Origin of the sequence: uncultured Flavobacterium sp., from assembly GCF_963974175.1 — a bacterium.
GTDB lineage: Bacteria > Bacteroidota > Bacteroidia > Flavobacteriales > Flavobacteriaceae > Flavobacterium.
Map to the genome: position 1 here is coordinate 30849 of NZ_CAXBBR010000010.1, position 22346 is coordinate 53194.

Consider the following 22346-nt stretch of genomic DNA (forward strand, 5'->3'; position numbering starts at 1 on the left):
TTATGGCAAAAGCAATAAAAAAACAAGCCTTAGGCAGAGGATTATCTGCATTACTAAAAGATCCGGAAAACGATATTAAATCAGTACACGATAAAAATGCCGACAAAGTTGTAGGTAATATTATTGAGCTTGAAATAGATGCTATTGAGATAAATCCTTTTCAACCCCGTAGTAATTTTAATGAAGAATCATTAAGAGAACTTGCCACTTCTATAAAAGAATTAGGAGTGATACAACCTATTACTGTTAGAAAACTAGAATTCAATAAATACCAGTTGATTTCAGGGGAACGCCGTTTACGCGCCTCTACCCTAGTGGGATTAACAACTGTCCCTGCATATATTCGTATTGCAAATGATAATGAATCGTTAGTTATGGCTTTGGTTGAGAATATTCAACGTCATGATTTAGATCCAATAGAAATCGCACTGTCCTACCAAAGGTTAATTGACGAAATTCAATTGACTCAGGAACAAATGAGCGAGCGTGTAGGAAAAAAACGTTCTACTATTGCTAACTACTTGCGTCTTTTAAAACTAGATCCGATTATCCAAACAGGAATTCGTGATGGTTTTATCAGCATGGGTCATGGTCGCGCCATTATCAATATCGAAGATTTAGACATTCAAACTGATATTTACCAAAAAATAGTAAGTCAAAACCTTTCTGTGCGTGATACAGAAGCTTTGGTAAAAAACTATCAGGAAAGTTTAAAACCAAAACCAGCAACCAAAGCTAAATCATCATCAGGATTTGAAATTGAAGAAACACAGAAAAAAGTTTTTACTAATTATTTCGGTGCCAAAGTAGATGTAAAAGTAGCTGGAAATGGGAAAGGAAAAATCACAATTCCATTTCAATCAGAAGAAGACTTCAATAGAATCATGGAAATAATAAAAGGATAGTGAATAAATTTCTTTACATAGGAATGTTCCTTTTTATTATAGGACACACCACTCTTTTTGCTCAAGTAAAAACAGATGCTGTTCTAGTGGCTAAAGACACAGTAAAGACAAACGATATAGATCCGCTTACCCCGGCAAAAGCAGCATTCTATTCCGCCGTTTTACCCGGCTTAGGACAGGCATACAATAAAAAATACTGGAAGATCCCTCTTGTTTATGGTGCTATTGGAACTAGCCTATATTTCTACTTAGACAGTAATACGAAATACCATCAATATAGAGATGCTTACAAACATAGGCTTGAAGGATATAGTGATGATAAATACTCCTACCTAGATGACTCCAGATTAATTGCCGGACAGAAGTTCTACCAACGAAATCGCGATTTATCTGCCTTGTTTGTTGTAGCATTTTATGCTTTAAATATTATCGACGCTAACGTAGACGCTGCCTTATTGCAGTTTAATGTAGACGAAAACTTATCAGTACGACCGGTAATTTATCCTAATGATGTAACATTAAAGACAAATGTAGGTCTAACCTTTAATTACAATTTTTAGATTTTAAACGAGACTATTCGTTTACCGTCTGATTTTTTAATTTATAAATAAACACCAAATGAAAATTGCGCTTTTAGGATACGGAAAAATGGGTCAGGTAATCGAAAGAATTGCACAGGAAAGAGGTCATGAGATTGTTTTGAAGAAAGATGAAAACAACACTTACGATGGACTTTCAACTGCTGATGTCGCCATAGATTTCAGCGTACCTACAGCGGCTGTACCTAATATTTCAAATTGTTTTCTTGCTAATGTACCTGTAGTTTCAGGCACAACGGGTTGGTTGGAACATTACGACGAAATGGTGGCGCTATGTAATGCTAAAAACGGTGCTTTCATATCCAGTTCAAACTTTAGCTTGGGCGTTAATATATTCTTTGAAATTAACGAGTATCTTGCTAAAATGATGGCTAAACTGGACAGTTACAGTATTGAAATGGAAGAAATTCACCATACTCAAAAACTGGATGCTCCCAGCGGTACTGCTATCTCATTAGCCAAAGGAGTAATTGAAAACAGCAATTATACGAATTGGACTTTAGACGAACCGGAAGCAGATCAAATTCATATTAACGCAAAAAGAATTGGAACTGTTCCTGGAACACATACGGTAACTTATAATTCAGCTGTTGATAGTATCGAGATAAAACATACCGCACACAATCGTGAGGGATTTGCTCTTGGTGCCGTAATTGCAGCAGAATGGATTGTAGGCAAACATGGAGTTTTCTCAATGAAAGACGTTTTAGAATTAAAATAAATCAAATAAACTTTTGGGGACCAGTTACTAAACTTCCTGTCTCATAAAACTAAAAAATTAAGCTATGTCTATATATCAATGGTTTGTGTTTTTCCTATTTGTACAAATAGTTCACTTTTTAGGAACTTGGAAATTATATGAAGCCGCCGGAAGAAAACGTTGGGAAGCAGCAATTCCAGTTTACAACGCTATTGTATTGATGAAAATAATAGGTCGCCCTACTTGGTGGACGTTGTTGCTTTTTATTCCAATTATAAACCTAATTATGTTTCCAGTAATCTGGATCGAAACATTAAGGAGTTTTGGAAAAAAATCAAGCTTAGATACTTTTTTAGGAATAATTACTTTTGGTCTATATATCTATTACATCAATTACACTCAAAAATTAGATTACGTTGTCGACAGAAGTATCCATCCTCAAAATAAAACCGCAGACACTGTTAGCTCATTGTTGTTTGCTATAATTGTAGCTACTTTGGTTCACACCTATTTTGTACAACCCTATACTATTCCAACATCGTCATTAGAAAAATCGTTATTGATTGGAGATTTCCTGTTTGTTAGTAAAGTAAATTATGGTGCCAGAGTACCAATGACTGCTGTAGCATTGCCAATGGTTCATGATTCAATTCCTGTTGTCAAAACTAAATCATACCTGAACTGGCCGCAAATACCTTACTTAAGATTACCCGGAATAGAAGATATAAAACGTACTGACATTGTCGTTTTTAACTGGCCTGTGGATACAGTTCATTACTTTTTTGAAGCAAAGGGAAGCCCCGGTGTAATCAAACCAATCGATAAAAAATCGAACTATGTAAAACGATGCGTAGGAGTTCCTGGAGACAGCCTGTCCATAAAAGATGGTATTGTTTATATAGACGGGAAAGTACTACAACTACCAGAAAGAGCTAAGCCTCAGTTTTCTTATTCAGTAGCCTTAGACGGTAAAACGCCTATTGATTTTGAATATCTATTAAAAGATATGGACGTAACTGATGGTATTGGTTATAAAAGCGCCTCAAAAGACACTTTACTATTCAGAGCATTAACAGCTGCAGGAGCAGCAAGACTGCGCAATGTTCCCGGAATAACTGCTGTAACCCAAGAAATTTTTCAAGGAACAGAAGGCGGAATATTCCCGCACATAAATAAATGGAACCGAGATAATTTTGGTCCGATCTACATCCCTCAAAAAGGACAAAAAGTAGCGCTTACCACTGAAACATTACCGTTTTACAAAAGAATTATCACTGATTATGAATTGAATGATAACGGAGATAAAAACGATCTTAAAGTCACAGGAAACGAAATCAGATTAAATGGTGAAGTAGCTAAAGATTATACTTTCAAACAAAATTACTATTGGATGATGGGGGACAACCGCCACAACTCTGAAGATAGCCGTTATTGGGGTTTTGTACCTGAAAATCACATTGTCGGAAAACCAGTATTCATTTGGTTGAGTTGGGATACTAATGGAAAAGGATTGAATAAAATACGATGGGATAGAGTTTTCACAACCGTTAGCGGTGAAGGGCAACCACAATCGTATTTTAAATATTTCTTAATTGCATTAGCAGCCTTTTTCGTGGGTGAGTATTTTTGGAAAAAAAGAAAAGACAAAAAAAATATCTAGTTTAAAGGTTCAGGTTTAAAGTTACTAGTACCAATTGAAACTTTAAACCTGAAACAAAAAACAAAACTATGAATACACTCCTCCATCCTACTTACTTCCCATCGATAAGCCATTTTGTTGCCATGTCGCAATCAGACGGGATTATATTTGAAATAGAGGATAATTTCCAAAAACAAACTAATAGAAATCGTACTTATATCTATAGTCCTAATGGAATTCAGTTACTGAACATTCCAGTTAAGCACTCTAAAGCCAACCATCAATCAACCAAAGACATTCAAGTCGACGCTGATTTTGACTGGCAGAAGCAACATTACAAATCGCTGGAAACAGCTTACCGAAGCTCTCCATTTTTTGAGTTTTTTGACGACGATATTCGTCCCTTCTATGAAAAAAAACACAAATTTCTATTGGATTTAAACTTTGAGACCTTAGAAATTATCTCTAAATGCATGCGAGTAAAGTTTGACTATGTCACTACTAATGAATATGTACAAGAAGTAGATTCTAACCTAATTTTAGATTGCAGATCTCTTGCAGATGGAAAAAAAGACCCTTCCTCTTTTGAAAAATACATTCAAGTATTTGATGATAAACATGGATTTATAAATAATCTTAGTGTTCTTGACTTACTATTCAATGAAGGTAAATTTGCTTTAGATTATATGAAAAACCAAAAACTGGTTATTAACACCATTTAAGCCTAGAGATTACTGTGAAATTTTTCGCTCCCTGAATCTAACATTTAGTTTGAGGTTATGCTATATTGTAGTATTTTTAAAAGCCCAATACTATAAATAAAGATTGCTATTCTTTTATTCTAATGATAATTGTGCCATAATGGGGTAATGATCAGAATTTTCGAATTCAGGAAAGCTTTCAAACATTTTGACAGTCATCTTCTCATCAGCAAAAATATAGTCAATTCTGGTAGGATAATACTTGAACTTATAAGTTGCTCCAAATCCCTTACCAGCTTCTTCAAAACTATCTTTTAGTGTTCCTTTTATATTTCGATAAACATACGAAAATGCACTATTATTCATATCACCGCATATGATAATAGGGTATTCACATTCCTTTTCATGCTTCTTAAAAATCTCTGCTTGTTGCTGTTGTTGCTTAAAAGCTTTACTGATTCTTATAAGCATCATTTGGGACTTATTCTTATTAATCACATCTATATTCTCGGATATTTCATTAACATCAGGCGAAATCTTAATGGATTGCAAGTGCATATTATAAACCCTAATGATATCCTTGCCTTTCTTTATGTCAGCATAAATAACATTATTATTAGAGCTTGGAAATATAATACTCCCTTGATTTATAATGGGGAATTTAGAGAAGATAGCTTGACCCGTTTTAATCTTGTTTCCCTCCATCAAAATATATTTATGTCGGTACACTTTCAAATCAATAACAGCAGAGGACGAAAACTCTTGAATGCATAAGATATCAGGGTTTTTATCATTTATAAACTCAAGAATTTCTCCCGGAACATCTGCCTTATCTAACCATTTAAACAAATTGAACAAGCGGACATTGTAACTCATGACAGTGAAATTCTTTTCATCTGGCGGATACTCTTTGGCTGAAAACTTGTAAAATTTATTAATAAAGGTAATCCCAATCAAAAGTACCAACCCAGATAAGATCATGCGTTTTTTAAACTGCAGTCCCCAATACAAAAAAAACAAACCATTTAAAATAAAAAACAATGGCATGAAAAGAGTCAAAACAGATAAAATTGGAAATATTTTTGGAGCCAGAAACGGCAAAATATAGGCGACAAAAGTGACAATAATAAGAACAATGTTTAAACTATACATTGCTTTATTGAACCAGGAAAGTTTTTTCATATTTTTACTTGTTCCATTAATTAGATTGTCAAATTACTAACGGCTAACTATTTAATTTATTTCTAAAATATGCTGTAAAATTCTTATTTTCCAGCTTTAAACAAAAATTCTTTTTCATCCTTAGTCAAACTATCATATCCTGACTGACTAATTTTATCTAAGATTTCATCAATTTGTTGCTGCGCTTTATCTTTTGTAATAATTTTAGAAACCCTTTTTTCAGCCGGTTTACCATAATTTTTATGTACTTTTTTAAATGGTGTCGAGCTCGATTTTTTAAACAAATTAGCGAAAAAAGTAATAACTCCTGTTACTATTTCACTCAAATCAGTTCCTTTTTGCAATAATCGGATAAAAAGGAAACCAAAAAAAGCACCAGCCAGATGAGATATATGTCCGCCAGTATTATCTAAACGAAATTGCATTAGGTCAATCAATAAATATACAGCTGTAATATGCCATAATTTAACGTTTCCAATAAGCAACAAACGTAAATTCATAAAAGGATTATAAGTTGTTGTAGCTACTAATATAGCCATAACTGAGGCTGAAGCACCAATTATAGGAGCGTTCAACCCTAGGAAATAAAAACCCGTTATATATGCGATGCCCGCGAACATAGCACTAAGAACATACAATCCTACAAGTTGTTTTTGGTTGAAATAAGTTAAAAACAATCGGCCAACGAAATTCAAAACTATAAGATTGAAAAAAATATGGAAAAAATCTGCATGAAAAAAAGCGTACGTCAGCAGCGACCATGGTTTCCAGAGTAAATCAGCTGGATTTGAAGACAGACTAAAATAGGAAATATAATCGATTCGAATCCCAATCAAGTTCAAAAAACCAAAAACTAAGAAAGGAATAACAAACATAGCAATATTCCAAAAAATCAATTTTGTTACAATATCACCAAATTTGAATTGTGATTTCAAGTCATCTATAATATTCATTCTTTGTATTTAGGTTTTTAATGAAATAATATCTTTTACGAGAAGAAACATTTTAGTTCCACCTGTTGTCATTAAACTGATTCTTCTTCCAATACCACATAATCAGAAAGCCAAATAAAGCTCCACCCACGTGAGCAAAATGTGCGATACCACCACCGCCAAAAATAGATTGTCCAGAAACTCCTAAATACAAATCTACTAAAACTAAACCAGGTACAAAATATTTTGCTTTTATAGGCACAGGAATAAACATCAAAGCCAACTCAGCATTAGGAAACATAAATGCAAATGCGACTATTACACCATAAATAGCTCCAGAGGCTCCCACTACAGTTCCCATATAAGCACTAAGAAAATTTTTATATTCTGAAGGAGTCAACAACTCCTGCCATTGCGTATTTATTTTACCCTCATTTAAAAGCTGTATAACTTCAGTCTTAGAAAAACCGTTGGAAACCAGCGTACTTATAGCGTCATTAAAGTAATAGTAATTAATTCCTGTATGCAGCAATGCAGCACCTAAACCGCAAGAAATATAGAAGAATAAAAACTTCTTACTTCCCCAAAAACTTTCCAGAGCAGATCCAAACGAATACAAAGCAAACATATTAAAAAAGATATGCATATACCCACCGTGCATAAACATATGCGTGATAGGCTGCCATAATTGAAAGTCTTTATTTTCCGGAAAAAACATAGCTAACATTTTGTAAGCAGGATCTCCAACGATTAAAGTTCCAATGAAAAAAAGAACATTAATTATAATTAATTGTTTTACCGTTTCGGTTACATTTCTCATAGTGCAAATTTTTTGTCTAAATCTTCCACACGCATCGTGATGAAAGTTGGTTTTTGGAAAGGGGAAACATTGGGGTCTTTACAGGCAAACAGACCATTTACCAAGTTCTCTTGTTCTTTTAATGTTAAAGCCGTCCCTGTTTTTACAGCTAAACTTTTGGCCATTGATTTCGCGATCGTGTCATTCTGACTAAAACTACTGTCGGGAATTCCATCTTGCAAATCACTTAATAATTGTTCTAAAACTAACGAAACTTCACTTTCAGTTACGTTTACTGGAATCCCTGAAATAACAACATGATCTATACTAGTCTCTTCAAAAACAAAACCGGTATTCACCAGTGATAATTTTAAATCCTGTATAAGCTCCATTTCTGGAGCCGAAAAGAACAAATCTAACGGAAATAACAATTGCTGACTTGATGCCTGATTCACTGTCATATTAGTCAAAAACTGCTCGTACAACACTCTTTGATGGGCCCGCTGCTGATCCACAATAACCATTCCTGATTTAATAGGAGAAACGATATATTTTTTATGGATTTGGTAGGCATTATTAACGGTTTGTTCGACTTCTTCCTCATTGAACAAAGAACCTGTCACTTCTTCACTTTCAAATGAAAAATCAGTATTCCCGGAAATAAACTCTCCCTCTTGTTTTAATCCTACGTACAAACTTTCCCAAGAAGCTGTTGCTTCAGGCTTTCTATAACTAGAACCTGAATAATGCTTATTTACTTTATCATCTGAAAAAGGATTAAAACTCCCATCTACTTGTATTGTAGGCGTAGCACCTTCTAAATCTTTATAATGGTAAGGCGTATCCAAATTAGAATCTCTGTCGAAATCTAAAACTGGAGCCACATTAAACTGACCTAAACTATGTTTAATCGAAGCTCTTAAAATAGCATACATGGCATGCTCATCATCAAACTTAATCTCTGTTTTAGTAGGATGTATATTGATATCGATTGTATTAGGCGGCACCGTTAAATATAAAAAATAACTAGGTTGCGCTCCATCTCTCAAAATACCATCATAAGCGGCCATTATCGCATGATGCAAATAACCACTTTTTATAAATCGATCATTGACAAAGAAGAACTGCTCTCCTCTGTTTTTTTTAGCAAATTCAGGCTTACTGACAAAACCTTGAATTGTCACGATTTCTGTCTCTTCTTGCACCGGAACTAGCTTTTCATTGGTTTTACCAGCAAAAATATTAACGATTCGCTGCCTCATGCTTGAGGGAGGCAAATTGAACATTTCGCTTCCATTATGAAAAAAAGTAAAATAGATATTAGGGTGTGCCAAAGCGACACGTTGAAATTCATCAATGATATGACGATACTCTACCGTATCCGACTTTAAAAAATTACGACGAGCAGGAATATTGAAAAACAGATTTTTAACCGCAAATGACGTCCCTTTGGGTAATACTGCTACTTCTTGAGAGACAAACTTACTTCCTTCGACAATAATTTGCGTCCCTAACTCTTCCTGGTCTTGTTTTGTTTTCATCTCTACATGAGCAATCGCAGCAATTGAAGCCAAAGCTTCCCCACGAAACCCCTTCGTATGTAATGAAAATAAATCCTCTGCCTTACGTATTTTTGAAGTCGCATGGCGTTCAAAACACAAACGCGCATCGGTAACGCTCATTCCTAGTCCATTATCAACAACCTGAACTAATGCTTTCCCAGCATCTTTTATAATCAATTTAATATCACTTGCCTTTGCATCAACTGCATTTTCAAGTAACTCTTTGACAACGGAAGCTGGTCTTTGTACGACTTCTCCAGCAGCAATTTGGTTGGCAACATGATCAGGAAGCAATTGAATGATACTCGACATTAAAAAATATTTATTTAAAGTTTACGTTTTATTTTCAAAACCAAAGTGCACAAATTTAATGAATTTATGTTGGGTTTTAGGGTTTACTCAGTCATAAATAAAACAAAAAAAACCTATACTATTAACTAAACAGTATAGGCTTTATTATAATATATTATTGCTTTATTCCTTTAGTTCTAAAGGGGTCCCCTCCTCTATTCTCAAAGGACCTGTTGACAATAAATTTTGATTCCCTTTTTGATGCGTTAACGAAGCCTGTTGACGAATAAAAGCCATTTTAATAGCAGCTATAGCAGCTTCTGTACCTTTATTACCATGAATCCCACCACTTCGATCAATCGATTGTTGCATTGTATTATCAGTAAGCACACAAAAAATAACAGGAATATCCGTTTGAATATTCAAATCTTTAATTCCTTGAGTAACTCCATCACAAACAAAATCAAAATGCTTAGTTTGCCCTTGAATCACACAACCTATAGCTATTACAGCATCTACGTTTTGCGTTTGCAACATTTTTTTGCATCCATAAACAAGTTCGAAACTTCCAGGAACATTCCAACGAATAATATGTTCCTGCGGAACACTATTTTCTAAAAATGCCTGTTCTGCTCCATTGTATAATCCTTCAGTTATAGCTTCGTTCCATTCAGCAACAACGACTCCAAAACGAAAGTTCTTCGCTTTTGGAACACTGTTTTTATCATAAACGGATAAGTTTTTATTTAAGGTCGCCATTTGATATAGTTTTTAAAATTGAATTTTGAGATTTTATAAGTTAAAGATAGAATTTTGAAATCAAAAAACTGCAGTCTTAAACCAGAATCTTAAATCCTTTTTTACTATTGTGCTAAACCGATTAAAACATCAACTGAAGAAGCCTCTGGAGACGCTTCATAATTGTCTTTAATATCAGTGAAATATTTTAATGCATCCTCTTTCTTTCCTAAAGCCAAAGCTGTTTTTCCAGCTTTTAGCAAGAAACGTGGCGTAGTAAAATCATTTTTATTTGTTTCAGCAGCTTTAACGTAATTTTTCAACGCCTCTTCTGACTTGTTAGTTTCTGCATAAGCATCTCCAATTGCACCAATTGCCAAGCTACTTAAAATAACATCATCTGATTTGAATTTACCTAAGTAATCAATTGCTTCAGCATATTTACCTGTGTTCAAGTAAGCCATTCCAGCATAATAATTAGCTAAATTTCCAGCATCAGTACCTGAATACTCATCTGCAATTTTAATAAATCCAAATTTACCTTCTGAACCGTTTAAAGATAATTTATATAATGAATCGCTCGCAATACCATCTGTAGCTTGTTGAAAGTTTTGTTGTGCAACAAACATTTCATCTGCAGCTTCAAGTTGTTTTGGCTCAGCAATAAATTTTTGATACACTAAATAACCAATAGTTACCATAGCGACAGCTCCTACAACACCAATGATCCAATTTTGATTTTTAGCAACAAAAGCTTCTGTTTTTCCAGCAGTTTCGTCCAATGTTGAAAAAACACCAGCAGTCGTACTGTCTTTTTCATCGATAATTACATCCTCAACAGAATCATCTACTGCTCTTTCTTTTGGTGCTTTATATCCTCTTTTACTGTAAGTAGCCATTTAATTTTAATTTAGTGAACGGCAAAAATAAAATTTTTATTCAAACCGACACAAAAAAACTAGGATTTTATATTTAAATAAAAAAAATATTTTTCTTTAGGCACCTCTCATTCAATTATAATTAAAAATAATTAGCACAGAAAAAGTTCAAAACGGCTTTATATCAATATTTTTCAATAATTTGCACCCACTTTCAAAAAGCCCTTCAAAAACAACAAACTCCTCAATACCAGTAAGCCCTAAAGATGTATTTAAAAAAGATTTCATTATTCAATTATAAGAATTTTTCAGAAGCAAACTTCGAATTTGACGGAAAGATAATTTGTTTTGTAGGTAAAAACGGCATAGGAAAAACAAATGTATTAGATGCCATCTATCATTTATCCTACGGTAAAAGTTATTTCAACCCATTAGCAGTCCAAAATATCAAACACGGCGAAGAGTTTTTTGTAATTGATGCGGAGTTTATAAAAAATGAAAGAAACGAGCAAGTGGTATGCAGTTTGAAGAAAGGTCAAAAAAAAGTATTAAAACGCAACGGCAAAGCATATGATAAATTTTCAGACCATATTGGCTTTATTCCCTTGGTTATCATCTCACCTGCCGACCGTGATTTGATTGTTGAAGGCAGCGAAACCAGACGGAAATTCATGGATAGCGTCATCTCACAGTTAGACCCGCAATACCTACAGCAATTGATACAATACCAAAAAGTATTAAATCAACGGAATGCTTTACTTAAATATTTTGCCTTAAACCGCGTTTTTGAAATCGATACCCTTTCTATATATAATGAACAACTTGATGGTTATGGAAAATCTATTTTCGAAAAAAGAAAAGAATTCATAGCGCAATTCATTCCTATTTTCAATACTCATCACCATGCCATCACCGGATCGCAAGAAACAGTTCAACTGGTTTATGAAAGTCATTTATTCGAAAATAATTTACTAACACTTCTACAAGAAAACATCAATAAAGACAGAGCGTTACATTACACAAGTGTGGGCACACACAAAGACGACTTGTCATTTGAAATCGATGGCCACCCAATTAAAAAATTCGGTTCCCAAGGACAGCAAAAGTCTTTCCTAATTGCTTTAAAGCTGGCGCAGTTTGAATTTCTAAAAAAACAAAGTGGCGTAAAACCCATTTTACTGTTTGATGACATATTCGACAAGCTAGATGAAAGTCGTGTAGCAAAAATAATAGAGATGGTCAATAGCGACACTTTTGGACAACTTTTTATTTCAGACACACACCCAGAACGTACCGAAGCAATTGTAAAGTCGACACACCAATCCTATAAAATATTTAACTTATAGCGGTGTTTATTTTATGATATAAAACCCTCCTATCCTGATAAATTACTTATTTTAGCCTAATCAATTTTTAAATCAAATTCTAATGAAATTTCGTTCCATATTATTCTTACTAATTTCCTTCGTTATCCTATCATGTAACGGTCAAGCCGCAAAAAACATAAAAACGATTGAAGCAAAAGATTTTGCTGAAACAATGAACACAACCCAAAACCCGCAAATTCTCGATGTACGTACTCCTGAAGAATTTACAGAAGGGCACATCAAAAATGCTGAAAATGTAAATTGGTTAGGTGACCGTTTTATTGCTGATGCAGAAAAATTTGACAAGACAAAACCAGTTTTTGTTTATTGTAAAAGTGGCGGAAGAAGCAAAAAAGCAAGTGAAAAGCTTAAGGAACTAGGATTCAAAAACATTTATGAACTAGAAGGCGGCTTTATGAAATGGAGCGCCGAAGGTCTTAATACATCAACAGACTAAATCATAGATTTGATCAGCCAATAATACTAATATAAAAGCATTGACTTCTTATTAGTGTACAAATTGCAAAAAAACGACTCCGTACCTTACAAAGGTGAAAATAGAATTAGGTATAGTATGGCTATCATTCCTCTGAATTCAGATATAACAAGGCCTGATTTTCAAAAATAAAAACAAACGAACTTCCTTCTTTTTATAGTATAAAAAGTAAAATACAAATATTCTAGCTTTTTAAGTAATGAAAATTTAAGAACACTATTACAATAGTAAAAACATGCTTTCAAAAGACTCACTACAATTCCTGGAAGATTTACAAGCAAATAATAACCGGGATTGGTTTTTAGACAATAAAAAAAGATACGAGATTTTCAAAAAAGACTACCATCAATTGGTTGCCGATTTTCTTGATATCATGAAACCTTTAGACCCCTCTTTAGAACTGCTAGAAGTAAAAAACTGCACTTTTAGAATTAATCGGGACATTCGGTTTTCCAAAGACAAATCACCTTACAAGTCACATATAGGTGTTTGGCTGTCTTCAGGTACAAAAGGACAAAGCCGTGCTGGCTATTATCTTCATATTGAAAAAGGAGCCAGTTTTATCGCCGGTGGATTCTATGCGCCGTTAGCAGATGATTTGAAAAAAGTTCGCAAAGAGATCGCTTATTTTTATGATGATTTAGAAGCAATTCTAAACGAAAAAGACTTTAAAAAAGTATTCGGAGATTTTGATCGTAATGAAAAAAGCACACTCAAAAACCCGCCTAGAGGATACGACAAAGAACATCCCGCAATTGAACTTTTAAAACTAAAAAGTTTTGAAGCCAGTGTTAAATTTGACATATCAGAAATTCTACAGAAAGATTTCGTTTCAAAGACGAGTAAAAAGCTAATCCTTTTAAAACCTTTGAATGAATTTATCAACCGGGCACTGGCCACTGACGAATTTTAATTTATTTCGATGAAAAAAAGAAAAATACTTTTTCTTGGTGAATCTTATAGAGCTGATGCCTTAACTTGGACAAATGGTCTAAAAGAATTTGGCGATTTTGAAATAATCAGTTGGGAATTAAAAACACCCAGTGATACTTTCTTCAACAGAATACTACGAATTATCGAGTTCAAATTTGCTTTGCTTAAAATTAAGAAAATAATAAAATTGCAACAACCGGACATGGTAATTGCTGAAAGAACCACGAGTTACGGTGTTCTTGCTGCATTGTCTGGTGTAAAACTAGTGGCAATTGCACAACAGGGTAGAACTGACCTATGGCCAGAAAATTCTATTTTATTACCATTCAAAAAATTAATTCAAAATTACGCCTTCAAAAAAGCAACCTTAATTCATGCTTGGGGACCAGTAATGACCCTTTCTATGGCTGAAGCCAATGTAGACATGAATAAAGTCCTAGTCCTACCGAAAGGAATTGACTTGGCGAAATTTGACAATAAAAACACCGCAAATCCAGAAAAAATCAGTGCAATTGTCACGCGTTCCCTATTGCCCGAATACCGTCATGATGTCATTTTAAAATCATTTGGCCTTTTAAACAAAAAAGGAGTTGACTTCACTCTTACTATCGTTGGTGATGGAAAACAACTTCCTAACTTGAAAGACTTAGCGAAAAAATTAAATATTGAAAAGAAGGTTTTTTTCACTGGAAGAATTCAAAATACAGAATTACCTATGTTATTAAAACAGTCTAATTTCTATATCAGCATGCCGACAACTGAAGGCGTATCTGCATCATTATTTGAAGCAATGGCCTGTAACTGCTATCCTATTGTTTCTAACATAGCCGGAAACCAAAGTTGGATTACCCATCGCAATAATGGACAATTAATCACCGTTGATGATTCTGAAATGCTTGCTGAAGAGCTACTATGGGCTTTCGAGAACAGTGCATATAGAAAGGAATCTATTTTGAATAACAGAAAATTTATCGAAGATGCTGCCGATTACAAAATCAATATGAAATTAATTGCCAACAAATACCACGAATTAATTAACAGTATTGAAACTAACTAGCTATGTGCGGAATTAATGGAGTCCTGCATTTGCAGTCTCAAAAAAAAGTGGACAGTCGTATTCTGACCAAGATGCGCGATTCATTAGAACATCGCGGTCCTGACGACGCTGGCTTATTTATTGAAAACAATATTGGTTTCGGCCATCGAAGACTTTCAGTTCTCGATGTTTCAACTGCCGGACATCAACCCTTTCTTTCAGATAACGGAAGATATGTAATGGTGTACAATGGAGAAATTTACAACTTCAAGGACTTTTACCCAGAATTAAAAAGTAGCGGATTTAACATAAAAACAAGTTCTGACACGGAAGTTTTAATAAAACTATATGAGCTTTATGGTTTAAAAATGCTTTCTCGTCTAAACGGAATGTTTGCATTTGCCATTTGGGATAAATTAGAAAAAAAACTTGTTGTAGTTCGTGATCGAATGGGCGTAAAACCATTATATTATTCTTTCTATAACGAAACATTTTATTTCGCATCTGAACAAAAAGCATTATTTACTGCGGGAGTCCCCCTTAAAATTGCTCAGGACGGAATAGAAGAGTATATTTTCAACAGATTTGTAGCAGGAGAAAATACTTTATTTCAAAATGTTAATAAAGTCCTACCCGGACACAGTATGACCATTCATGAAGGTGGAAAAATCACTGTTAAAAAATGGTGGGATTTAAAAAAGGAAATTCAAAACCAACAAAAAATTAAAAACCCAATAGAATGGTTTAGGGAGACTTTTGACGATTCGGTCAGATTAAGAATGGTTAGTGACGTACCTGTTGGTGTATTATTGAGTGGCGGACTCGACTCCTCGTCAGTACTTGCTTCTTTAAGCCATCAAAACTACAAAAACATACAAACCTTCAATATTGGTTTTAAAGAGGAAGAGCATAATGAGTCCCATTTGGCAAAAATGATGGCTGAAAAATTTGGATACGATTTTCATACCATGCAATTAGAAGACATGGACCTTTATGACAATCTGATACAGTCAACCTATCTTCAAGATGAACCGATAATGCACTTAAGCGAGCCTCATCTATTGGCTATTTCGAAAATAGCAAAACCACTGGTTAAAGTATTGATTTCTGGTGAAGGCGCAGACGAATTGATGGGTGGCTATGTTCGATATAAAACATTGCAATTCCCTGCCTTGCTAAAATCGATTGCAACAATAGGAAATTTGGATCTTTTTGAAAAAAATCCACGTTATGAAAAGCTCATTAGATATTCGCAGATCAGTAAAAAATCTGATTTAATATTCTATAATGGTTGCAATATTTATCCGGGCGATATTTCAAAAACCTTTGGAATTAACTCTGCTCCCAAAAATGAATATAGAAAGAAAATATATAAAGAAGCTAAATCTTTGTATCCGCATAATTTAAGAAGACAAGCGCTCTATTTTGATCAACAAACCTATTTACGTTCCCTTTTATACCGAAATGACCGGGCCACAATGGGAGCTTCAATAGAATGCCGCGAACCTTTTTTAGACCAGAGACTAATAATTGGCTCAGGCTCTCTGGATGACAAATGGATGTTTACAGGAAAAAAGGGGAAATTCATACTAAAAACTGCGATGGAAGACCGACTGCCCAAAGAAATTCTAAAATTTAAAAAAGTTGGACTAAGTGCTCCATGGGGAGATTATTTAACAAAAAGTCCCGCTTTCAAAGATGAATTAGAGTCTTTTTCAAAAAGTGACCTCTTTCAAATGCCCTATTTTGAAAATATAAACATCAAGCAACTTATTCAGAAATTAGAAAAAGGAGACATTAGAATGGTTCCATACATTATGCCTTTATTTATGATGCATATCTGGATGAAAAGCTATGCAAATAAATTTTAATTCTTACTTTTGAACCCAGAATACATTACTAAAAAGCACTTTCTTTCATGGAAATACAAACTAATTTTTCTCTAAAAAACTATAATACTTTTGGCATTGAAGCTAAAGCAAAACAATTTGTAGCCGTGCACAGTGTCGCAGAATTGACAACTATATTAGACCAAAACAAATCACAGCAGAAATTCATCCTTGGCGGCGGTAGCAACATGCTCTTAACTAAGGATATTGAAGCTTTAGTAATTCACATTGATTTGAAAGGAAAAACAGTTATTAGAGAAAATGAAGATTATGTTTGGGTCGAAAGCCAAGCAGGTGAAAACTGGCACGAATTTGTACTTTGGACTATCGACCAGAATTTTGGCGGATTGGAAAACATGTCACTTATCCCAGGTAATGTAGGAACTACTCCTGTGCAAAATATCGGGGCATATGGAACCGAAATCAAAGATACGTTTGTTTCCTGTGAAGCGTTAACCATCATAAATCAAGAACCAAAAACATTCGTAAAAGAAGAGTGTCATTTTGGCTATCGTGAAAGCATCTTTAAAAACGAAGTAAAAGATCAATATATAATTACCTCAGTGGTTTTCAAATTAACAAAACGAAACCACAATATAAATACATCCTACGGTGATATCACCAACGAATTAGCCAAAAACAATATTTTAAATCCTAGTTTAAAGGATGTTAGCAATGCTGTTATCGCGATTCGAAAAAGTAAGTTGCCAGACCCAAAAGAATTAGGAAACAGCGGTAGTTTTTTTAAAAATCCAATCCTTTTAAAAACTGATTTCGAAAAAATACATCAGGAATTTCCTGAAATGAAATATTATGACGTCTCAGAAACCGAAGTAAAAGTGCCCGCAGGATGGCTGATAGAGCAGGCTGGATTTAAAGGAAAACGCTTTGGTGACGCAGGAATCCATAAAAATCAAGCTTTGGTTTTAGTGAACTATGGAAAAGCTACAGGGCAAGAAATTCTAAATGTCTCAAAGCATATTCAAGAAACAATCTTTGCTACATTTGGCATCCATATTGAAGCTGAAGTGAATGTAATTTAGATGTTTATTTCTATGTAATGATTTTAATTTCAGGGATTACCATAACTAATCTAAAACCATAAATCAAACCATGTATATTCCAGACCTTTACAAAAATGAAAACCAAGAAGAAATTAATGCTTTTTTACAAGCAAATAGCTTTGGTATACTAATCAATCAAACGGAAGGTAAATTAACGGCAACTCACATCCCGCTGGAACTGGACACTGACAAAGAAGGAAAAACTATTTTGCACGGACATCTTTCAAAAGAAAATCCACAATGGAAAGGTTTCTCTGAGAATGATCAAATACTAGCTGTTTTTTCCGGTCCGCACTCCTATATTTCATCCTCATGGTACGATCATAAACGTGTACCCACTTGGAATTACATCGGGGTACACGTTTATGGGACAATTAAAATTATCGAAGGAGAAGCTGTTATAGCATCTTTAAAGAAATTAGTAGATAAATATGAGAAATCATCTGAGAACCCTGTTCGTGTTGAAGATTTATCAAAAAAAACCATGATGCAAACTCACGGAATTATCGCTTTTGAAATTGAAATTACCGAAATTCACGCGACAAAAAAATTATCTCAAAATCGTGATGATAAAAATTATGAGAATATCATTTCAGAATTAGAAAAAACTGAAGATAATCAATCAGTTGCACTTGCAAATGAGATGAAAAAATGTCCTCGATAATTTTTTAAAAATTCAATAATTTATCATTTACAATTCACAATTCTATTCATACCTTTGCGCTTTCCCGAAAATTCGGGTTTAATAACTCATAAAACTCAGATGCTTATAATAATTCTTTACTTTTTTATTGTTGTCGTTGCCATTCAACTCTCCTATTATTTAGGTATTTTCGGAAAATTTTCTTTCGCTAAAGCACAAAAAACAACACCGAAAAGACTTTCCGTATCTGTTATTGTCTGCGCCAAAAACGAAGAGGAAAATGTGGTTAATTTTATTCCGCTACTTGCTGAACAGAACTACCCTGATTTTGAAATCGTCTTGATCGATGACGCTTCAAGTGATGGAACTTTGGATATATTTGAAGACTTTGAAAAACAATATCCAAATATCCGTTTGGTAAAAGTTCAAAATAACGAGGCTTTTTGGGGAAATAAAAAATACGCCCTGACCTTAGGAATAAAAGCTGCCAAAAATGATTATTTATTATTTACGGATGCTGATTGCTATCCTACTTCTAAAGAATGGATAACAGCGATGAGCTCTCAGTTTACAATGCAAAAAACGATTGTATTAGGATACGGAGGATACGAAAAAATTGCCAACTCATTTCTTAACAAATTAATTCGTTTTGAAACTCTCCTTACTGCAATACAGTACTTTTCATGGGCAAAAGCAGGACATCCTTACATGGGCGTAGGTAGAAATTTAGCCTACAAAAAAGACGAGTTTTTTAATGTGAACGGCTTTATAAATCATATTCAGATACGATCTGGAGATGATGATTTATTTGTAAATGAAGCTGCTACAGCAAAAAACACGGCTATTGCTTATGCTCCAGAAAGTTTCACGTATTCGAAACCAAAAACCAAATATAAAGATTGGATTACCCAAAAAAGAAGACATGTTGCTACAGCAAACCATTATAATAAATTAGACAAATTACAATTAGGTCTTTTCTATTGTTCCCAGCTATTGTTTATTTTACTTCCTATTATCTTACTATCGTTTCAATTTCGTTGGATTTTGGTATTGAGTTTAATTGCTGTGAGATATATTGCTGTTTGGATTGTTATCGGTTTTTCAGCTGGAAAATTAAAGGAGAAAGATTTAAAATATTGGTTTCCTGTCGTTGAGTTAGTGCTTATATTCACACAAATCAATATCTTTATATTGAATACTTTCTCAAAACCGGTACATTGGAAATAAATAATCAAATCGAAAAAGCAAAAAAAGGAGATCAAGCGGCCTTCACCTTTCTATTGAATTATTACTGGAATGAAGTATATGGCTTCATGTTAAAACGTACCGAAAACGAGACCAGCGCTGAAGATATTACTATCGAAACATTTTCGAAAGCTTTTGATAAAATTGCGAGTTACAATCCTGAATTCCAGTTTAACACTTGGCTTATTAGTATCGCTAAAAATGTGCATATCGATTTATTACGCAAAAAGAAATCGAGTCTTTTTGTCGAAATTACAGATAAGGAAGACCAGAAGGCATATAACATTGCTGACACCACACCGTCTAAAGAAGACGAACTAATCACAGAGCAAAACCTTTCGCAATTGCTCCGCTACATAAAGGAATTGAAACCCCATTACCAGGAAGTAATCCAATTGCGTTATTTTCAAGAAATGAGTTATCAGGAAATTGCCAATAAAATTGACGAGCCGTTAAGCAACGTAAAAATTAAACTCCTTCGCGCTAAAAAACTATTAGCAGAAATTATTCGAGATAAACGCTAATTGAGTTCCTCATCAGCAACTTGTCAGCCTGAAAAACTCCCCTACACTATACTTTTATACACTTCCTATTTTTCTTGCAAAAATAATCTTTATTTTACATACTAAAATTCTTGTTATTTACGTTAGTACTTAAAATAGTACATGCTTATGATTTAACTGATACTTAACCCATTAAATCCATGAATTATGTCAAAACTAAGTCTTTACGAAACCAGCTGGATTAATCTAGTTTTCGAAAACAAAAACAAAGAATACGGGGCATATCAATTGCGTCAAGAAAGTGCCAAAACTTCCTTATTTGCACTTTTTATGGGTTTACTATTATTTGCTTCTCTAGCAAGTATTCCAAAGATTATGAGTCTTCTTAATCCTGAAAAAAATATAGTTTCGCTAACTCCAGAAAGTATTGATCAAATTATTCAGGTGACTAAAATTTTTCCGAATCAAGTAAAAAAAATTGAACAACCGATTCTCCCGAAGGCAATCCAACAAAAACCTACGGTCCTCATTGCAAAACAACAGCTCACAAATCCAACAATAGTAAAAGCTGCACTAGCGACTCCAGATATTGCGAAAAACAGTGAAAACACAACTCCAATAAATGATAGTTCTGATGGGCTTGCAATTATCGGGACCAATCCTGTTGCATCACAAGGAACAGGAAATGCTACTCCCGCAATCACTGATTACGGAAATACTGTTGTGACCAGTGCGCTACTAGACAAGCTTCCTGAATTTCCTGGGGGAATTGCTAAATTCTACACCTACATAGGGAAGAATTTTGAAAGCCCTGAAATTAACGCTGAAAGAAGTATTCGTATTTATGTTTCTTTTGTGGTTGAAAAAGACGGAAGTATGACTGATGTACAAGTAAAAAACGATCCTGGTTATGGACTAGGGAAAGAAGCTATACGGGTGCTAAAGTCTTTAAAAACAAAATGGAATCCAGGAATGATAGGTTCTAAACCAGTGCGAACCTCCTACAATCTACCCATCATTGTTCAAATGAATTAGTATTAAACAAAAAAGCAGAATCGAGAGGTTCTGCTTTTTTATTATGTCGATACCTAGAAACAAAACACGAACAAATACCTATAGTTATAGCCCAGATAGCAATGAAAATCCTTGCCCTTTGAAAAGGTATTTTTCTTTAAAAAATAAAGCGACTGTAAGAAGCTCTTTTTTTTATTTAGAAAAACCGTTTTCAAAAGGCAAGATTGCAATGAAAAGCTGGAATTAGCTCCAAAAAACAGTATAAAAAAGTAATATAAAAACGGACTTCAAGCTTCATGCCCGAAACACCCTATTTTAAATCAACATTCCTTATATTTGCAGTCTGAAAATTGATTTATGGAAACTCTTTTAGAAAATACTTTACCTGTTCAAAAACCAAAATGGTTGAAGGTAAAACTCCCGATAGGACAAAAATACACTGAGCTTCGTGGCTTAGTGGATAAATATAGTTTGAATACGATTTGCGCATCAGGAAGCTGCCCTAACATGGGTGAATGCTGGGGTGAAGGGACTGCTACTTTTATGATTTTAGGAAATACCTGTACCCGTTCTTGTGGTTTTTGTGGTGTAAAAACTGGAAGACCCGAAACGGTAGATTGGGATGAGCCTGAAAAAGTAGCGCGTTCAATAAAAATCATGAACATCAAACATGCTGTAATTACCAGCGTAGACAGAGATGATTTGAAAGATGGAGGTTCTATTATTTGGATAGAAACTGTAAAAGCCATTCGTAGAATGAATCCAACCACTACTCTGGAGACTTTGATTCCTGATTTCCAGGGCATCGAAAGAAACATTGACCGTATTGTAGAGGCGAATCCTGAAGTAGTTTCCCATAATGTGGAAACCGTACGCAGACTAACTCGTGAAGTGCGTATTCAAGCGAAATATGACCGTAGCTTAGAGGTTTTAAGATACCTGAAAGAAAAAGGAATCAAGAGAACAAAGTCTGGAATTATGCTTGGTCTTGGTGAGCAAGAAGAAGAAGTTTTTCAAACGATGAGAGATCTTCGCGACGCTAATGTAGATGTGGTAACAATAGGTCAATACTTGCAACCAAGTAAGAAACACTTACCGGTTAAAGAATTTATCACACCAGATCAATTTGCCATCTATGAAAAATACGGATTGGAATTAGGATTCCGTCATGTAGAGAGTGGTCCATTAGTTCGTTCTTCCTATAAAGCACAGAAGCACATTCTATAATTA

General features: G+C 34.2%; 22 protein-coding genes. 16 read left to right on the forward strand and 6 right to left on the reverse strand.

All coding sequences use genetic code 11. The features are described 5' to 3' along the window. Positions 1 to 2: 2 nt before the first annotated feature. From AAC069_RS14170 to AAC069_RS14190, 5 genes are all read left to right on the forward strand, one after another. Positions 3 to 905 (forward strand): ParB/RepB/Spo0J family partition protein, encoded by a 903-nt coding sequence (locus AAC069_RS14170; RefSeq protein ID WP_339921111.1) that lies wholly within the window; start codon positions 3 to 5, stop codon positions 903 to 905. Continuing rightward, entirely contained in the window at positions 905 to 1465 is a 561-nt protein-coding gene (locus tag AAC069_RS14175) for a DUF5683 domain-containing protein (protein WP_339921113.1), read from the forward strand. Before AAC069_RS14170 ends, AAC069_RS14175 begins: the two co-directional genes overlap by 1 nt. A gap of 58 nt (positions 1466 to 1523) precedes the next feature. Then, positions 1524 to 2225 carry a 4-hydroxy-tetrahydrodipicolinate reductase gene (dapB, locus tag AAC069_RS14180; protein WP_339921115.1) on the forward strand — a complete coding sequence of 234 codons (702 nt, stop codon included), beginning with the start codon at positions 1524 to 1526 and terminating at the stop codon, positions 2223 to 2225. A gap of 64 nt (positions 2226 to 2289) precedes the next feature. After that, positions 2290 to 3864 carry a signal peptidase I gene (gene lepB, locus AAC069_RS14185; RefSeq protein WP_339921117.1) on the forward strand — a complete coding sequence of 525 codons (1575 nt, stop codon included), beginning with the start codon at positions 2290 to 2292 and terminating at the stop codon, positions 3862 to 3864. Between the two features lie 68 nt (positions 3865 to 3932). Further along, positions 3933 to 4565, forward strand: coding sequence for a WbqC family protein (locus AAC069_RS14190; RefSeq protein WP_339921118.1), 633 nt, complete (start codon positions 3933 to 3935; stop codon positions 4563 to 4565). Between the two features lie 114 nt (positions 4566 to 4679). Here AAC069_RS14190 and AAC069_RS14195 read toward each other — a convergent pair whose 3' ends face one another. From AAC069_RS14195 to AAC069_RS14220, 6 genes are all read right to left on the reverse strand, one after another. Beyond that, positions 4680 to 5726 (reverse strand): endonuclease/exonuclease/phosphatase family protein, encoded by a 1047-nt coding sequence (locus AAC069_RS14195; protein WP_339921119.1) that lies wholly within the window; start codon positions 5724 to 5726, stop codon positions 4680 to 4682. Between the two features lie 83 nt (positions 5727 to 5809). Further along, positions 5810 to 6679 (reverse strand): rhomboid family intramembrane serine protease, encoded by an 870-nt coding sequence (locus AAC069_RS14200; RefSeq protein ID WP_339921120.1) that lies wholly within the window; start codon positions 6677 to 6679, stop codon positions 5810 to 5812. A 52-nt stretch (positions 6680 to 6731) separates the two neighbouring features. Continuing rightward, on the reverse strand, positions 6732 to 7478 hold the full coding sequence (locus AAC069_RS14205) for a rhomboid family intramembrane serine protease (protein ID WP_091092085.1): 747 nt from the start codon (positions 7476 to 7478) through the stop codon (positions 6732 to 6734). Continuing rightward, complete coding sequence (gene mutL, locus AAC069_RS14210; RefSeq protein WP_339921122.1) at positions 7475 to 9331, reverse strand: DNA mismatch repair endonuclease MutL; 1857 nt, start codon at positions 9329 to 9331, stop codon at positions 7475 to 7477. The genes AAC069_RS14205 and mutL overlap by 4 nt, the downstream gene beginning before the upstream one ends. A gap of 162 nt (positions 9332 to 9493) precedes the next feature. Then, positions 9494 to 10069 (reverse strand): 6,7-dimethyl-8-ribityllumazine synthase, encoded by a 576-nt coding sequence (gene ribH / locus AAC069_RS14215; RefSeq protein ID WP_339921123.1) that lies wholly within the window; start codon positions 10067 to 10069, stop codon positions 9494 to 9496. A gap of 104 nt (positions 10070 to 10173) precedes the next feature. Then, on the reverse strand, positions 10174 to 10947 hold the full coding sequence (locus tag AAC069_RS14220) for a tetratricopeptide repeat protein (protein ID WP_339921124.1): 774 nt from the start codon (positions 10945 to 10947) through the stop codon (positions 10174 to 10176). Positions 10948 to 11192: 245 nt separating this feature from the next. Here AAC069_RS14220 and recF point away from each other — a divergent pair, with 245 nt between their 5' ends. The 11 genes from recF to lipA all read left to right on the forward strand — a co-directional run bounded on the left by recF (position 11193) and on the right by lipA (position 22343). Then, positions 11193 to 12272 (forward strand): DNA replication and repair protein RecF, encoded by a 1080-nt coding sequence (gene recF / locus AAC069_RS14225; RefSeq protein ID WP_091092076.1) that lies wholly within the window; start codon positions 11193 to 11195, stop codon positions 12270 to 12272. A gap of 82 nt (positions 12273 to 12354) precedes the next feature. Continuing rightward, positions 12355 to 12750, forward strand: coding sequence for a rhodanese-like domain-containing protein (locus AAC069_RS14230; RefSeq protein WP_339921125.1), 396 nt, complete (start codon positions 12355 to 12357; stop codon positions 12748 to 12750). Between the two features lie 274 nt (positions 12751 to 13024). Further along, positions 13025 to 13702, forward strand: a complete 678-nt coding sequence (locus AAC069_RS14235) for a DUF2461 domain-containing protein (protein ID WP_339921126.1) — start codon at positions 13025 to 13027, stop codon at positions 13700 to 13702. A 9-nt stretch (positions 13703 to 13711) separates the two neighbouring features. Continuing rightward, positions 13712 to 14779, forward strand: a complete 1068-nt coding sequence (locus AAC069_RS14240; RefSeq protein ID WP_339921127.1) for a glycosyltransferase — start codon at positions 13712 to 13714, stop codon at positions 14777 to 14779. A 2-nt stretch (positions 14780 to 14781) separates the two neighbouring features. Further along, on the forward strand, positions 14782 to 16629 hold the full coding sequence (asnB, locus tag AAC069_RS14245) for an asparagine synthase (glutamine-hydrolyzing) (protein ID WP_339921128.1): 1848 nt from the start codon (positions 14782 to 14784) through the stop codon (positions 16627 to 16629). A 47-nt stretch (positions 16630 to 16676) separates the two neighbouring features. Further along, positions 16677 to 17690, forward strand: a complete 1014-nt coding sequence (gene murB / locus AAC069_RS14250) for a UDP-N-acetylmuramate dehydrogenase (protein WP_339921130.1) — start codon at positions 16677 to 16679, stop codon at positions 17688 to 17690. Positions 17691 to 17760: 70 nt separating this feature from the next. After that, positions 17761 to 18375 carry an FMN-binding negative transcriptional regulator gene (locus AAC069_RS14255; protein ID WP_339921131.1) on the forward strand — a complete coding sequence of 205 codons (615 nt, stop codon included), beginning with the start codon at positions 17761 to 17763 and terminating at the stop codon, positions 18373 to 18375. A gap of 99 nt (positions 18376 to 18474) precedes the next feature. Further along, positions 18475 to 19581: a glycosyltransferase gene (locus AAC069_RS14260; RefSeq protein WP_339921132.1), complete on the forward strand. Its 1107-nt coding sequence runs from the start codon at positions 18475 to 18477 to the stop codon at positions 19579 to 19581. Beyond that, complete coding sequence (locus AAC069_RS14265; RefSeq protein WP_339921133.1) at positions 19572 to 20123, forward strand: sigma-70 family RNA polymerase sigma factor; 552 nt, start codon at positions 19572 to 19574, stop codon at positions 20121 to 20123. Before AAC069_RS14260 ends, AAC069_RS14265 begins: the two co-directional genes overlap by 10 nt. Before the next feature lie 186 nt (positions 20124 to 20309). Then, on the forward strand, positions 20310 to 21137 hold the full coding sequence (locus AAC069_RS14270) for an energy transducer TonB (protein ID WP_339921134.1): 828 nt from the start codon (positions 20310 to 20312) through the stop codon (positions 21135 to 21137). A 336-nt stretch (positions 21138 to 21473) separates the two neighbouring features. Further along, on the forward strand, positions 21474 to 22343 hold the full coding sequence (gene lipA / locus AAC069_RS14275; RefSeq protein ID WP_339921135.1) for a lipoyl synthase: 870 nt from the start codon (positions 21474 to 21476) through the stop codon (positions 22341 to 22343). The last annotated feature ends 3 nt before the right edge of the window (positions 22344 to 22346 follow it).

What these genes read in the sequence shown, in the direction of transcription:
- AAC069_RS14170 (WP_339921111.1), top strand. Translation starts at nt 3, where the DNA reads ATGGCAAAAGCAATAAAAAAACAAGCCTTAGGCAGAGGATTATCTGCA.
- dapB (WP_339921115.1), top strand. Translation starts at nt 1,524, where the DNA reads ATGAAAATTGCGCTTTTAGGATACGGAAAAATGGGTCAGGTAATCGAA.
- lepB (WP_339921117.1), top strand. Translation starts at nt 2,290, where the DNA reads ATGTCTATATATCAATGGTTTGTGTTTTTCCTATTTGTACAAATAGTT.
- AAC069_RS14190 (WP_339921118.1), top strand. Translation starts at nt 3,933, where the DNA reads ATGAATACACTCCTCCATCCTACTTACTTCCCATCGATAAGCCATTTT.
- AAC069_RS14195 (WP_339921119.1), bottom strand. Translation starts at nt 5,726, where the DNA reads ATGAAAAAACTTTCCTGGTTCAATAAAGCAATGTATAGTTTAAACATT.
- AAC069_RS14200 (WP_339921120.1), bottom strand. Translation starts at nt 6,679, where the DNA reads ATGAATATTATAGATGACTTGAAATCACAATTCAAATTTGGTGATATT.
- AAC069_RS14205 (WP_091092085.1), bottom strand. Translation starts at nt 7,478, where the DNA reads ATGAGAAATGTAACCGAAACGGTAAAACAATTAATTATAATTAATGTT.
- mutL (WP_339921122.1), bottom strand. Translation starts at nt 9,331, where the DNA reads ATGTCGAGTATCATTCAATTGCTTCCTGATCATGTTGCCAACCAAATT.
- ribH (WP_339921123.1), bottom strand. Translation starts at nt 10,069, where the DNA reads ATGGCGACCTTAAATAAAAACTTATCCGTTTATGATAAAAACAGTGTT.
- AAC069_RS14220 (WP_339921124.1), bottom strand. Translation starts at nt 10,947, where the DNA reads ATGGCTACTTACAGTAAAAGAGGATATAAAGCACCAAAAGAAAGAGCA.
- recF (WP_091092076.1), top strand. Translation starts at nt 11,193, where the DNA reads ATGTATTTAAAAAAGATTTCATTATTCAATTATAAGAATTTTTCAGAA.
- AAC069_RS14230 (WP_339921125.1), top strand. Translation starts at nt 12,355, where the DNA reads ATGAAATTTCGTTCCATATTATTCTTACTAATTTCCTTCGTTATCCTA.
- AAC069_RS14235 (WP_339921126.1), top strand. Translation starts at nt 13,025, where the DNA reads ATGCTTTCAAAAGACTCACTACAATTCCTGGAAGATTTACAAGCAAAT.
- AAC069_RS14240 (WP_339921127.1), top strand. Translation starts at nt 13,712, where the DNA reads ATGAAAAAAAGAAAAATACTTTTTCTTGGTGAATCTTATAGAGCTGAT.
- asnB (WP_339921128.1), top strand. Translation starts at nt 14,782, where the DNA reads ATGTGCGGAATTAATGGAGTCCTGCATTTGCAGTCTCAAAAAAAAGTG.
- murB (WP_339921130.1), top strand. Translation starts at nt 16,677, where the DNA reads ATGGAAATACAAACTAATTTTTCTCTAAAAAACTATAATACTTTTGGC.
- AAC069_RS14255 (WP_339921131.1), top strand. Translation starts at nt 17,761, where the DNA reads ATGTATATTCCAGACCTTTACAAAAATGAAAACCAAGAAGAAATTAAT.
- AAC069_RS14260 (WP_339921132.1), top strand. Translation starts at nt 18,475, where the DNA reads ATGCTTATAATAATTCTTTACTTTTTTATTGTTGTCGTTGCCATTCAA.
- AAC069_RS14270 (WP_339921134.1), top strand. Translation starts at nt 20,310, where the DNA reads ATGTCAAAACTAAGTCTTTACGAAACCAGCTGGATTAATCTAGTTTTC.
- lipA (WP_339921135.1), top strand. Translation starts at nt 21,474, where the DNA reads ATGGAAACTCTTTTAGAAAATACTTTACCTGTTCAAAAACCAAAATGG.